General features: G+C 71.1%; 11 protein-coding genes and 1 tRNA gene. 8 read left to right on the top strand and 4 right to left on the bottom strand.

Going from position 1 to position 13,239, the window contains the following annotated elements; all coding sequences use genetic code 11:
• Positions 1-290 precede the first annotated feature (290 nt).
• The 5 genes from FCH28_RS05265 (at position 291) to FCH28_RS05285 (ending at position 5,917) form a co-directional block, all read left to right on the top strand.
• Positions 291-2,411: an FUSC family protein gene (locus tag FCH28_RS05265; protein WP_136738529.1), complete on the top strand. Its 2,121-nt coding sequence runs from the start codon at positions 291-293 to the stop codon at positions 2,409-2,411.
• Positions 2,412-2,523: 112 nt separating this feature from the next.
• Positions 2,524-2,597, top strand: a tRNA-Ala gene (locus tag FCH28_RS05270).
• Positions 2,598-2,706: 109 nt separating this feature from the next.
• On the top strand, positions 2,707-3,138 hold the full coding sequence (locus FCH28_RS05275; RefSeq protein ID WP_187363760.1) for a hypothetical protein: 432 nt from the start codon (positions 2,707-2,709) through the stop codon (positions 3,136-3,138).
• Positions 3,139-3,365: 227 nt separating this feature from the next.
• Positions 3,366-3,806, top strand: a complete 441-nt coding sequence (locus FCH28_RS05280) for an effector-associated constant component EACC1 (RefSeq protein ID WP_136738530.1) — start codon at positions 3,366-3,368, stop codon at positions 3,804-3,806.
• Positions 3,803-5,917, top strand: a complete 2,115-nt coding sequence (locus FCH28_RS05285) for a caspase, EACC1-associated type (protein WP_136738531.1) — start codon at positions 3,803-3,805, stop codon at positions 5,915-5,917. Before FCH28_RS05280 ends, FCH28_RS05285 begins: the two co-directional genes overlap by 4 nt.
• Positions 5,918-6,015: 98 nt before the next feature.
• On the opposite strand, the gene FCH28_RS05290 is transcribed toward FCH28_RS05285, so the two are convergent.
• Positions 6,016-7,260, bottom strand: a complete 1,245-nt coding sequence (locus FCH28_RS05290; protein ID WP_136738532.1) for a GNAT family N-acetyltransferase — start codon at positions 7,258-7,260, stop codon at positions 6,016-6,018.
• A gap of 279 nt (positions 7,261-7,539) precedes the next feature.
• On the opposite strand from FCH28_RS05290, the gene FCH28_RS05295 reads away from it, so the two are divergent.
• A complete protein-coding gene (locus tag FCH28_RS05295) occupies positions 7,540-8,310 on the top strand; it encodes a lysophospholipid acyltransferase family protein (RefSeq protein WP_136738533.1) in 771 nt (256 codons plus the stop codon).
• Positions 8,311-8,483: 173 nt separating this feature from the next.
• On the opposite strand, the gene FCH28_RS05300 is transcribed toward FCH28_RS05295, so the two are convergent.
• The gene (locus FCH28_RS05300) at positions 8,484-8,912 is read right to left on the bottom strand and encodes a DUF6086 family protein (protein ID WP_136738534.1); all 429 of its coding nucleotides are present in this window, start codon (positions 8,910-8,912) and stop codon (positions 8,484-8,486) included.
• 124 nt (positions 8,913-9,036) lie between these two features.
• Positions 9,037-9,552, bottom strand: a complete 516-nt coding sequence (locus FCH28_RS05305; protein WP_342781576.1) for an HAD domain-containing protein — start codon at positions 9,550-9,552, stop codon at positions 9,037-9,039.
• Positions 9,553-9,790: 238 nt separating this feature from the next.
• On the opposite strand from FCH28_RS05305, the gene FCH28_RS05310 reads away from it, so the two are divergent.
• On the top strand, positions 9,791-10,705 hold the full coding sequence (locus FCH28_RS05310) for an LppU/SCO3897 family protein (RefSeq protein ID WP_136738535.1): 915 nt from the start codon (positions 9,791-9,793) through the stop codon (positions 10,703-10,705).
• Between the two features lie 59 nt (positions 10,706-10,764).
• On the opposite strand, the gene FCH28_RS05315 is transcribed toward FCH28_RS05310, so the two are convergent.
• The gene (locus tag FCH28_RS05315) at positions 10,765-11,328 is read right to left on the bottom strand and encodes a dihydrofolate reductase family protein (protein WP_136738536.1); all 564 of its coding nucleotides are present in this window, start codon (positions 11,326-11,328) and stop codon (positions 10,765-10,767) included.
• Positions 11,329-11,541: 213 nt separating this feature from the next.
• On the opposite strand from FCH28_RS05315, the gene FCH28_RS05320 reads away from it, so the two are divergent.
• Positions 11,542-13,179 carry an SDR family NAD(P)-dependent oxidoreductase gene (locus tag FCH28_RS05320; RefSeq protein ID WP_136738537.1) on the top strand — a complete coding sequence of 546 codons (1,638 nt, stop codon included), beginning with the start codon at positions 11,542-11,544 and terminating at the stop codon, positions 13,177-13,179.
• Positions 13,180-13,239 lie beyond the last annotated feature (60 nt).

Below are 13,239 nucleotides of genomic sequence, written 5' to 3' on the forward strand. Positions count from 1 at the left end.
CCCGGCGACGGCCGCCGCCGCGAGCTGCCGGGGGCGTCGACGCGATCGTCGTCTCTACGTGATCTTGGCGTAACCCTCCCGCAGTCATCGGGACAAACCCGGACCTTAGGCTGGTGGCAGCACCGTCGGCCGATGACGCCCCTCGGACCCCGTACGCCACCGTGCGTCGACGTCTCGCCGGCGTTTCGTCGGCGTCCGTCTCCGCCCGTCTCACCCCTCCTTTCCGCCCGTCTCCCTTCGTCCTCAGTTCGTCCTCCACTCGTCACGTCGTCTCACGCCTGAGGAGGCCCATGCCCCGCGCGCAGCGCGCCGTGCCCGCCTGGCTCGCCCACCCCTTCCGCTGGCAGCGGCTGCCCGTCCCGTGGGCGGCCGTGGCGCGCGGCGCCCTCTGCGCGGGGCCGCTGCTCGGCGTGGGGATGGCGACCGGGCACCCGGCGGCCGGCGTGCTGGCCGGTCTCGGCTCGATGCTCGCGGGCGTCAACGACCGCCCCGGAACCCGCCGCACCGGCATCGTCCACATCGGCCTGCCCGCCATCGCCTCCGCGCTCGGGATGCTGATCGGCGCGACGCTCCAGACCGCCGGCGCGGGCTGGTGGCTCGTCCCGGCCCTCTTCGCCGTCGGCTTCGTCTCCGGCGCGGGCAGCGTGGCCGGGCCCGTACGCTCCAACGCGGGCATGCAGATGCTGGCCGCCACCATCCTCGGCGCCGGCATGCCACTGCCCGGCGCCCCCTGGGCGAAAGCCCTCTACGTCCTCGCCGGATGCCTGTGGCTGCTCCTGCTCCGTCTCGTGCTGCGTTCACCACGTCCCGTGGGCGGTGCGCTCAGCGGTGAGCGGGCGGCGGTCGCCACGGTCTTCGACGCACTCGCCGACGCCCTCGGCGCGGCGGGCGGGCCCGGCGCCGAGCCCGCCCGACGGCGCCTGACCGCCGCGCTGGACCGGGCGGACGAGGCCCTACGACTGCATGCCCTGACCAGTCGGCTGCTGCGTCGCCGGGCCCGTGCGGAGGAACTCCTGCTCGCCGAGCGGTTCGCCGCGGCGACGGCGCTGTGCGAGGCCAGCGTCGCGCTCCTCTGGGAGGCCCGTCCGCTGCCGCACCGCGTCGCGGAGAGCCCCCGGCGGTTCGCCGAGGCGCTGCGCACCGGGCGCCCGCCGGGCCGGCTGTCCGCCCCGGAGACCAGCTCGGCCGCCCGCGGCGCCTTCGACCAGGCACTCTTGGACGCCGCGGTCGCCTTCGCGCGCCCGGAGCCACTGTCCCAGCCGTATCCGGCGTCGGGCGCCCATTCGGTGGTGAGTGCCGTTTCGACGGCCGGCGCCGCAGGGGAGGCGGCGGCCGACTCGGGTCCGGAGCCCGGCTCCGCGTCGTCCGCTTCCGCCTCGGCCTCCACCATCCCCTCGTCGTCATCCCGCCGGCCCGCCTGGATGCCCGTGGCCCGCCGGATGCTGGGCGTGATCAGCCGGCGGACGCGGCGTGGGCGCAGCATTCTCGGGCCCGCCGGGCGCGACTACGGCCTACGGGTCGCCGTCTGCATCGCCGCCAGCACCGCCGTGGCCCTGCTGCTGCGCGCCGACCACTGGTACTGGCTCCCGGCGACCGTCACCTTCCTGGTCAAGCCCGACCTGGGCCCGCTGTTCTCCCGTACGGTCAACCGCTTCGCCGGGACCGTCGCCGGCGTGCTGGTCTTCGCCGGGGCGGGTCTGCTGCTGACCGGCTCGTGGTGGCCGGTGCTGGCGGCAGGCGTGGGCGGCGCGCTGCTGCCGTTCGCCACCCGCCACTTCGCGCTGCAGACCGTCGCGATCACCCTCATGGTGCTTTCGTTCGTGCACGTCAGCGGCGATCCACAGGCCGCCGCCGAACGGATCGTCGACACCTCGATCGCCTGCGGCATCGTGCTCGTCGTCGGCCATCTGCCCCGGCTCGCGGACCCGCGACGCCGGATCGGCCAGCGGGTCACCTCGGCGCTGCGCGCCGCCGAACGCTTCCTCCGGCACGTCCTGGAGTCGGAACCGGGGCAGGATCCCACCGAGCGGCTGGCGCTTCGCCGGGCCGCCTACCGGGCGCTGGGGGAGGCCCGTGCGGCGGCGGAGACCGGCGCGGCCGAACTCCTCGTCGCGCGCGACCGCAACCCCGACTGGCTGACCGTCGTCACCGCGGCCGAACGCATCGTGGACGCCGCGACCGCCTGCGCCGTCCGCCTCGACCACGGCGCCCGCCGCCCCAGCACCGACGACGCGCGCCGGCTGTGCCAGGCGCTCTCCGCCATGGCCGACGCCCTGGAGGACCCGCGCCGCGACACGACCGGGACACCCGCGGCTCCCTCACCCGAGATCCGGCCCGTACCGGACTGCGCCACCCTCACCGACGTGGCCACCGAACTGGAACGCCTCCGGGGGCACGCGGGCGCGATGTGAGGGGCGCTGCGTGAGGGGCGCTGCGTGAGGGGCGCTGCGTGGCGCGCTGCGTGGCGCGCTGCCTACCGCCCACGGCCCGATCCCGGCGGCCGGATACGATCTCCGGCAATGCCCGGACGTAGCGCAGAGGCAGTCGCACCCGCCTTCGCAAGGTGGAACACGCCGGTTCGAATCCGGCCGTCCGGGCAGCCGTTGACCAGGTATGCGCGCCCCTGACCTCCGGTGGCCGGCCGGTGTTCGGAGCTGAGTACGAGGGCTCATGCGCGGGGACCGGCGCCGAGGTTGAGTGGCGTACATGAACGACCACATGCCGCTCGGACCCACTCCGGTCCCTTACGTGCCGCTCGGCGGGACGCCGGCCAATCCCCGGTCGCCTCACGGCACACCGGGCAACCGGGACGACGAGCCCGACCCGAGTGCGTGGCTCGCGCCTCTCATCTCGACCGCCGTCACCGCGTTCCTGGGCTTCTTCGCCGTCATCGTGGGCATGATGTCGCCGATGGTCTGCGACTCGTGCTCCCGCGCCGAGGCGGACCGCTTCGGGGTCCTGTTCCTCGGCTACTTCGCCGGAATGCTCGTTCCCGCGGCCCTGTTGATCGTCAGCTGGATTCTGCCCTGGCGCAGGAAGCACGCCGCCAACCGCATCGCCTTCGCGGCATTCGCGCCATGCTCCGTCGTCGCGCTCGTGCTGCTCTATTTCACGCTGCTCGGCGACGTGACGGGGTGAAGAGGCAAAGGGGCGGAGGTGGGGAGCCCTGAGGTGGCGACCGGCTCGGCATGGCGTGTGTCGCGTTCGCCGGACACCGACAGACCTGCCTCCGGAAGAGAAGCATCCCTCTAATCTGGTGCCGTCATGTTGTCAGCACGGGTGGCGGACGATGATGATCCGCCTACCGCGCTGTTGGGTGGCGCGATGGGCGCGGAAGCGTCCGCGCCAAGGGCACTGGGGGCGGTATGCGGGTACGTATCGACAGCGGTGATCGCGACGGGGACGTGGGTGCGGGGCTGACCGCGCAGTTCGCTCAGTGGCTGGCCCAGGACCGCAGCGTGAACCAGTACGTGGAGATCCGCCCGGTCCGCCCAGAACAAACCGACGGCGCCATGTCCGCAGACCTCGTGGAGTGGCTCAACCTCGTGGTCTCCACAGGCTTTTCGACAGCCGCGCTGGTCTACGCCCATCGTTCGTTCCGCGCCTCCCTTCCGCCGCGCCTGAGGCGCGCAGCGCGGATGGTGATCGAGAGTGACGGCGTCCGCGTGACGGTCGAGGACGGTACCGAAGACGACGTCGCCCGAGTTGTGGCAGCCCTGGACGGCCGGGCAACCGGACGCGATCCCGATGCACTTCATGCCCCCGAGCGTCCGGCAGGAGATGCCGCGCAGGTGGGCACCGAATGAGGGTTCCCGCGCCGGCGGCAAGCCGGGCGGTTCTGATCGGCGTCGGCAGTTACACGCATCCCGACCTCGCACCGCTGCCCGCGGCGGAGACCGGCGCAAGCCGCCTGGCCACCCTGTTAGGCGACCCGACCATCTGGGGGCTGCCCGCCGGGCATGTCTCGGTGCTGCCCGCCGACGCCACCGCGGAGGACGTACTCGGAGCGGTCCGGGACGCGGCACAAGGTGCCACGGACTCCCTAGTGGTGTACTTCGCCGGACACGGTCTGCGGGATCGCGAAGAACGGCTCTTCCTCGCGCTGAAAGGGGCCGACGCGGACTACCCCCAGATCGGAACCCTCTCCTACCGCGTGTTGCGCGATGTGTTGCGGCAGGTCGGCTACCGGGCACGCCGTCGGGTCACGGTGCTGGACTGCTGCTACAGCGGCCTGGCCGGCAGCATGTCCGCCACCGGCGACCCGACCCGGTCCGAACTCGCGCGCGCCCTGGACGAGCCCGAACGCACGGACGGAGCCCCGATCATGGGGCCGACCGTCGGCATAACAGGACATGAGGACGACTACGGCGACTGCATACTCACCTCGGCTCCACCCACCCAGCGTTCGTTCGCCACGCCAGGCGCGCCGTTTCCGGATTTCACCGGAGAGCTGATCGACGTCCTCGAGCACGGCATCACCAACGCGGGGGAGACCATCAGCCTGGACGACGTATGGCGCCGGGCCCGGAATCGTCTGCGCGAGCGAGGCAGCCCCGAACCGCAGCAGTTCACTCAGAACGCAGTCGCTCGCCACATCCGCCTCCGCAACCGGAGTCACGGACAAGAGGTCCGCACACTGGAAAGCCGCTTTCACGGTGCACAGGAACTCGGCAGAGCGGGTGATCCCGCCGGTGCGGTGGCCGGCTTCTCCGACCTGGTAGTTGATCTGGAGCGGGTGCTGGGCCCCGATCACCACACCACTCTGGTCGGCAGGTACGAGCTGGCGCTCTGGCGCGGTCGAGCCGGTGACCCCGCCGCCGCGGTGCACGGACTCACCGAGGTGGTGCGCGACCTGAAGGGAGCGCTGGGCGACGACGACGCCGAGACGCTGACAGGACGTCAAAGCCTGGCGCTCTGGCGCCACATAGCGGGGGATGCCGCTGGTGCCGCAGCGGATTTCGCCGACCTGGTCCCCGCTCTCCAGCGGGTGCTGGGCCCCGACCACCCCGACACCCTGACCAGCAGGCAGAACCTGGTCTCCTTGAGGGGCGAGCACGATCCGGCGGCTGCCCTCGTAGATCTCGCCGACCTGGTGCCCGTCCTCCAGCGGGTGCTGGGCCCCGACCACCCCGACACCCTGACCAGCAGGCAGAACCTGGCAGTCCTTCGTGGTGAGGCGGGAGACCCTGTCGCTGCGGTACGGGAACTCGCCGAGGTGCTGTCCGCCCGCCGAAAGGCCCTGGGCTCCGACGGCCCCGACGACCCAGACCACCCCGACGACCCCGACACCCTGACCAACCGCTTCATGCTGGCGCGCTGGCGAGGAAAGGCGGGCGATCCCGCCGCCGCGGTACGGGTTCTCGCCGAGGTGCTGTCCGACCGGCAACGCGTCCTGGGCCCCGACCACCGCGGAACGCTGACCAACCGGCAGGAGCTGGCCCTCTGGCGCGGTGAGGCGGGCGATCCCGCCGCCGCGGTACGGGAGCTCGCCGAGGTGCTGTCCGACCGGCGACGGGTGCTGGGCCCCGACCACCGCGACACCCTGATCAACCGGCACGAGCTGGCGCGCTGGCGAGGGATGGCGGGAGACCCTGCCGCCGCGGCAGAAGAATTCGCAGCCCTGTTGGCCGACGTCGAGCGGGTGCTCGGCCCCAACAGCCCCACGACACTGACGACTCGGCACGAACTGGCGCGCTGGCGTGGCGAGGCGGGAGACCCTGCCGCCGCGGTACGGGGACTCGCCGAGGTGCTGTCCGTCCGGCTACGGGTGCTGGGCCCCGACCACCGCGACACCCTGACGAACTGGTACGAGCTGGCGCGCTGGGGAGTTGAACAATGGCCGGCCTCGCGATCCGGGTTCGAACGAGGTGCGCCAAGTCTCGTTCGCGCCATTGCCGTTGGGGCGGACTGGCGGTGAGGTGATGCAGCCGCCTTTTGGCGCGGGACCCTGGTATGGGCAGGCGGCCGGCTTGTAGCCCGGCTGACGAGACCGGCGCAGGGTCGCCGGGCGCGCGGTCAGAACCAGTGCAGGCAGTGCGGGGAGCGCTCGGCGCGGAAGAGGGCGTCAGCGAGGGCGGCCGCGCCCGGACTGTGGGCCCGGATGTGTCCGGCACGCACGAGCGTGCTCGGGGCGGTGCCGCCGAGGTAGACCGAGCCCAGGTCGCCCACGTCCAGGGACAGATCGGGCTCCCGACCCGTCGGGACGCAGTCGGCCTTGCCGTCCCGGACCGTCAGCAGATAGCGGCCGTGCTCGCCGAGGAACGGGTCTCGGACGTCGAGGACGAGCTCGCCGTCCATGAACCAGCCGCGCGCGGTCAGAGCACGTGGGACGTCCAGCAACCGTACCCAGAGCCAGTCAGTGTCGCCGCTCACCTTGCCGGCGCGGAAGTCCGCGAACTGCCAGCGCAGCGGGTGCTCGGGCGGGACGTGCTTGAACACGACCTGAGAGATTAGGTCGTGTCCGAGTACGAACCTGGCCAGGGCCGTGAAGACGGTGTCGTCGGTGGCGATGGTCTCGTCGACCGTCAAGGTCTCGGGCTGGCCGATCGAGTAGCTGGCGTACCCGTCCGGGACGCCGTCGGCGTCCCGGTGAACGGCGACGTAGCGCGGCGCCGGCGAGATCGGGGGCTGCCCCGCGCGCAAGGCCCACCAGCGGTGCGGCCGGGAAAGCGCGCCGGGCTGGGCCCGGCGATACCGGTCGTAGACCTCTTCCAGAATCTCTCCGCACTCGGCACGTCGCAGCACCTCGACCGAGCTGGGGTCCGGGCCGGTGCCCGAGCCGGCTGCTGATGCGTCGGCCATTCCGCGCGCCCGGGGAACGGCGAGGGCGGCCTTGTGGCGCGGCACCGTCAGCCGCGCCGTGTACGTCGCCGGTCCGTAGCCGAACCTGCCGTAGATCTGCGCCTCGGAGGCCAGCAGCACGGAGAGGAACTCCCCGCGGCCACGCAACTCGGCGAGCTGATGCCGCATCAACGCGCTGAGCACGCCCTGCCGCCGGTGCGAGGGCAGGACGCCGACGGCGGTCACCCCGGCGGCCGGGACAAGGGTCTCACCGGGCAGGGTGAGCTCGAAGGAGTGCGCGGCGGCGGTGCCGACGGGCCGCCCGTCCGCCGTCAGGGCGAGCAGGCCGCGGTCCATTTCGAGCGCCGACCACCAGAGCCCGCCGCCCTCGATCGGGGTCTCCGGGAAGCGCCCGAACGCGGCATGGACGGTGTCGACGAAGACGTCGAGGTCCTCATCGGTCGTGGCACGAATCTCCATTGCCGCCGCTGCTCCTCGAAATCTCGAAATCTCGAAATACCGGCACCACGAGTCGTGGTGTCCCGGCCACAGTGCAGCGATGACCAGTGGCCAGGGCAAGCGAATTACGGCCGGGGCCGCGGCCCGGGGTGCATGATCGCTGAGGCGCGACCAAAGGCAGATTTGTTACCGCTGCCAGCGGTGGCTCAATCGGCACTCTCCACGTGATCCCTACCAAGAAGTACTGTGCGTCGGCGCGAGTTCACCAGGAACGGGGGTCATGAGGGAGGGATCGCTGCCATGCTCTACTGCTTTGTCAGGGTCGTGCTGTTGGTGCCGTTGTTCCGGTGGCTCTTCCGGCTACGGGTCGAGGGGATGGAGCACATTCCGGAGACAGGCCCGGCGGTCATCGCGGGCAATCATCTGTCGTTCTGCGACCAGTTTCTGACGGCGACGGTGACCAGACGCAAGCTCACCTACCTGTGCAAGAAGGAGTACTTCACCGGGCGCGGCATAAAGGGCGCGTTGACCCGCGGATTCTTCCGCGGCTGCGGGCAGATACCGGTGGATCGCTCGGGGCAGGGCGCCGGTAAGGCCGGGGTTGCGGCGGGTCTGAAGGTGCTGCGCTCGGGCGAGTTGCTCGGCATCTTCCCGGAAGGGACACGCTCGCACGACGGGCGGATGTACAAGGGCAGGGTCGGCGTGGCCGCGATGGCGCTTGGGTCGGGTGCGGCCGTGATCCCGTGCGCGGTGATCGGCACATTCGAAGCCCAGCCGACGGGACGGCGGTTGCCCCGTCTGACTCCTCTCACGATCCGCTTCGGGGCGCCGCTGGACTTCTCCCGGTACAAGGGGATGGAAGAGTCCCGCGAGGTGCTGCGGGCGGTCACGGACGAGATCATGTACGCGATCATGAAGCTGTCGGAGCAGGAGTACATCGACAAGTACGCGGCCGAGGCGAAGGCCGAAGCGAAGGCGCAGGGGCCGGCGCAGGAGCCGGCGGTAGGGCAGAGCGTTCCGCAGGCGGGGCGCCGTAACCCGGTCAAGGTCGTTTCAAAGTCCGTCAGTTGAGGTGACCCCGCGGGGGCGGGCGGTTCGCGACGGACCGGGCTCGTGGGCTGCGCTCCAGCCCGGCGTGGCGCGTCCTACCGCGCCACGCCGGGTCCGCCGCGGCCACAGGTGGTCCTCGGACATCGTTTCCGACGCTGGCTTACTCGTCCGGATCGAGCCTGGTGGACGAGGGCTCAGCAGGCCATGAAACGGCCCAGCTCGTGTGACTTCCGGTGCAGGGCGGCCGCCCACGCTTCCTGGTCAGGGGGCGTAGGCGCCGGCACCTGGACGTCCCTGCGTTCGTTGTCCGTGGCGAAGCTGGCCGACCTCCAGCTCACCTCGATGCCTGCCCTCTCTGCGAGTACCAGCAGGGTGGCCACGAATCCTTCGGACAGGGCGACCATGACGGCATGGCTCGTTCCGCGGTGTCGTGCCAGCAGGGCGTCGACGAACGCTGTGAAGGCGGTGGGGTCGATCTGGCACTCGTCGGCTTGCATGGGCCCGATGCCGGACGGCAGTTCCAGTTCGGCCTCGTAGACCGCCACGTGGCGCAGGAACAACCGGGACGCGCCGTTCGACGGGTTCCACAAGGTCTGCTCGCCCATGTCGTAGGACTGGCTCACCGCGGCCTCTTCTTGCTGGTCTTCCTGCTGGTCACCTTTCTGGTCATCGCGACAGCGTAGCCAGCGAGCCGCGCGCCGCAACGCGAAGTTGAAGCGCGCGGCTTTTCGTATCAAAGACTGTGGGTCACGCGGCTCCGGCGACGTTCTGCACCCAGGCGTCGAGCAGGGCGAGGTCGGTGTCGGTGAGTCCGGTCGCAGAATCGACGCGGTGAAGCAGGGCCTGTCCGGGGTGCTGTGCTTCGACCCATGCGCGGTCGAGATCGCTGATCTCGTCGTCGACCCAAGCGAACGGGCGACCGGCCGCGGTCTCCACGAGAGTGCGCGTCTTCCAGTGCAGCACGCCCGTCTCATCCTCCTCCGGCGCGTCCGGCAGGTCGACCACCGGAAGCCTCGGCAGGCGGAGCAGCGGGGCTATCACCTCGTTGGCATCGTGCATCCACGCCGTGGCCCACATCAGGTCACAGGGCATCGCCAGCAGGCGTGAGCCGTGTGCGGGGACGAGCTTGGCCAGCTGCGGATTGGATACATGCTGCCACTGGCCCCATTGTTCGAGGGTTGACGGCAGATTCGCTCCGCCGTAGGGCAGGAGCGTTCCGTCGACGTCCAGGAACAGCAGCGGGCGCTGCGCGGGATCGATCACGACGGCACAGTATCGGCCCCAGGTCCCAGGCCTCGACGGGGGATCAGGCTTGAGCCCACTCACGTTCGACGATTCGACGAGCTGTCCGCGTTCGAAGCCGGGCAGGCCTTAGCCGGGACGACGAGGAAGCCCGGGTGCCTGGTGCGACGACGGCCCGCCGCGGTGGCCGAGCCGAGCCGGGCTAGGGTTTCCGGCGTCACCGTGTCCGGTGACGACCACGAGACTGAGGGGGATCTCTGTGGCTACCCCGCCACCACCGCACGGCACCGGTCCGTACGCCGGGCCGCAGCCGCCCGGCCCGTACATATCGCCGCAGGCCCCGCAGATCAGCGGTCCCTACGCCCCGCAGCAGGCGCCGGGCGTCGGCGAGCCGTACGCCCCGCAGGCCCCATACGCCGCGCCTCAGGCGGGCACCCCATACCCGCAGCAGTCGGGGCCGTACACGGCTCCGCCGCAGGCCGGCCCCTATCCGCCGCAGCCGCACGGCCTGTACGCCCCGTCACCGGGCTCGCCCGCTTGCGGTATCTGCGGGGCGCTACCCGCCGTGCCCGCCACCGTGCGCGGTCACCAGGGCTTCCTCGTCCTGATGCGGTTCCTGAGCCGGCGCGGAGCGTTCTGCCGCGACTGCGGGCTCGCCAGTGTCCGCGACATGTCCGCGAAGACGCTGTGGCAGGGCTGGTGGGGTCCACTGTCCGTAGCCATCACTCCGCTCACCCTGTTGATGAACATCGGCCCCGCGGGCCGCTTCCGCAAGCTCGCCGCGCCGACGGGGGGTTTCCGGCCCCCGCTCGATCCGGGCAAGACCCTGCTGCGACGTCCGGAGGCCCTCCTTTTCCTTGTGCCGATGGTGTTTGTCGCCGTCGCGATCCCGGTTCTGATGGTCATCGGCCTGCTGGCCGGCGGCGACCAGGGACGCGCAGGGCCCGGCGTCGAGAAGGCACCGACGCTCGCCATCGGCGCCTGCGTGCGCAATGACGGCGACTGGGAAGACCAGGACTTGCAGGTCACGGACTGCGGTGCGACGGACGCCCAGTACAAGGTGACGCGCCGGCTGGAGAAGGCCGGGTCGACATGCGCCGACGGTGAGTTGTACGCCCACCTCAAGTACGGCCCCGGCGGCACCACCGTCTCGTGCCTGAAGCCTCTTCGCTGAGCTCCTCCCGCCTGGCTCCCACTCCTGGCTCCCACTCCCGGCTCCGAGTCCTCGGCTCCTCACCCCTGGGCGGGCCGCCGTGGCGAATAGCTGAGGATGACCATCCCGGTGCTGTGTACCTCCGTGCCGTTCAGCGTGAACGCCGTCTGTAGGCCGTCGCGGTAGAGGAGTTCCGACGGCGCGGCCTTGCCCGACAGGACCGGGTGCAGCCAGATGCGGAGCTCGTCGAGCAGGCCGTTGTCCAGCAGCAGCCGGGTGACCGGGCCGAATCCGTACTGGAGGATGTTCCCGCCGGGGCCCGCCTTGAGATCGCGTACCTCGGCCACGACATCACCGCTGACCACGCTGGTGTTCGTCCAAGCCGGGTCGCGCAGCGTCGAGGAGACGACGTACTTCTGGATGCTGTTCATCCGGTCGGCGAACTCGTCCGTACCGGCCCGCTGCGGCCAGGCGTCGGCGAACGCCTCGTACGTCTTCCGGCCCATGATCAGCGCATCGCTGCCGGAGAGCTGGGCTGCGGCGGCCTGCCGCGCTTCCTCGCCGAAGTAGTGGAAATGCCAGTCCTGCATGTTCGTGATGTCGCCGTCGAGCGTCATGTAGGTGGCGTTGATGATCTTCCGCATGGCTCTCGTCCTCTGGTGGTGTGCCGTGGGTGTGTTCCCGGGCTGTCGGAGAGATAGACGGCTACTGCCGCCGATACTCATCGGCCGCGCTTCGTCAGCCGCGCGGACCTGCGGAAATATCCCTTACGGCGGCGAACGCCTGCTCGGATAGGGTGATCGGGCAGGTCGTGGAACGGCGCGCGGCCACGGGGGCAGGGGTAGGGGCAGGGCTTCATGGGGGCTGGGGTGGGCTGGCGCAGCCAGGACGAGGCCGGTGGAAAAGAGACCACTGGACAAGAGGTCACCGGACAAGAGGTCACTGGACAAGAGGTCACTGGACAAGAGGTCACTGGACCAGAGGTCACTGGACCAGAGGTCTGCGGAGACGAGGTCGGTGGGGCAGGCGTCGCCGTCGGTGGGGGCTCCGATGGCGGCGTCAGTGAGGGTGAGCTCGCCGCCCTCGACCGGACTGTCGCACGGCTGCGGGCGCTGCCCGTCGACGATCCGGTGCGGCTCCGTGCAGAGCGGGTCGTCGGCTCGTTCGTGCGGGACGGGCGGCTGGCCCGGCGCAAGGCGGTCAAGCGGGAGCAGGCCATGGCCGACGCGGCGGTGCTCGCCGCGACCGCTACGGGTGCGAGGGACCGGCGCGAGGACGCACCGCTGGACGAACGGGTCGGCGAGAGCGGCGAGTTGTCCCGTCCACGGCGCTGCTATGTCTGCAAGTCGCTCTATCGAGAGATCGACTCCTTCTACCACCTGCTGTGCCCCGCCTGTGCCGCGGACAACACCGCGCGCCGTTCGGCGCGTACGGATCTGACCGGGCGTCGGGTGCTGCTCACCGGCGGCCGGGTGAAGATCGGGTTCCAGCTGGCGCTGATGATGCTGCGCGATGGCGCGGAGCTGCTGGTCACCACGCGTTTCCCGCAGGACACCGTGCGCCGGTTCCGCGCCGTGCCCGGGAGCGGCGACTGGCTGGACCGGCTCACCGTCGTCGGCATCGACCTGCGCGACCCGCGCCAGGTGCTCGGCCTGTGCCAGGAACTGCGGGACGAGGGGCGGCCGCTGGACATCCTCGTCAACAACGCGGCGCAGACGGTACGCCGGCCGCCCGAGTCGTATGCGCTGCTTGCGGCGGGGGAGCGGGGTGAACTGCCGCAGGGGGAGGGCGAGTTGGTGCGCTGCGCTCCCGGGTTCCGTACCGAGCTGGCGCTGACCGGCGCGACCGAGAACGCGCGCGCCCTGGAACTCGTGCTGCCTACGAGCGCGCCGGGGCCCCAGAGCCTCCCAGGATCCCAGGGACTCTCGGGTACCCAGGCCCTTCCGGGCCAACGTGACATCTCCGGTCGCCCCGCCACCGTGGACGAGGCCGGCCTGTTGCCGGACCCCGCGCCTGTCAACTCCTGGTCGGCCCGGATCGGGGAGCTCGACCCCGCTGAGCTGCTGGAGACCCAGCTGGTCAACGCGCTGGCGCCCGCCCTGCTCTGCGACCGGCTGCTGCCGCTGCTGCTCGCCTCGCCGCACCCCCGCCGTTACGTGGTGAATGTGACCGCCGTCGAGGGACGGTTCACCGTGCGCAGGAAGACCGGCGGCCATCCGCACACCAACATGGCCAAGGCGGCCCTCAATATGCTCACCCGCACCAGCGGCCCCGAACTCGCCGCTCAGGGTGTCCATATGTGCAGCGTCGACACGGGGTGGATCACCGACGAGAACCCGCTGCCAACGAAGGACCGGATCGCCGAGGCCGGTTTCCGTACCCCGCTGGACATCGTCGACGGCGCGGCCCGCGTCTATGACCCGATCGTGCGGGGCGAGGCGGGGGACCCGGTCGCCGGCGTCTTCCTCAAGGACTACCGGGAGGCGGAGTGGTGATCGAACCCCAGCCGGAGCACCAGCCAGAGTCCCAGCCTGAGCCGCCGCCAGAGTCCCAGC

It is taken from the genome of Streptomyces piniterrae, assembly GCF_005048155.1.
Classification (GTDB): Bacteria; Actinomycetota; Actinomycetes; order Streptomycetales; family Streptomycetaceae; genus Streptomyces; species Streptomyces piniterrae.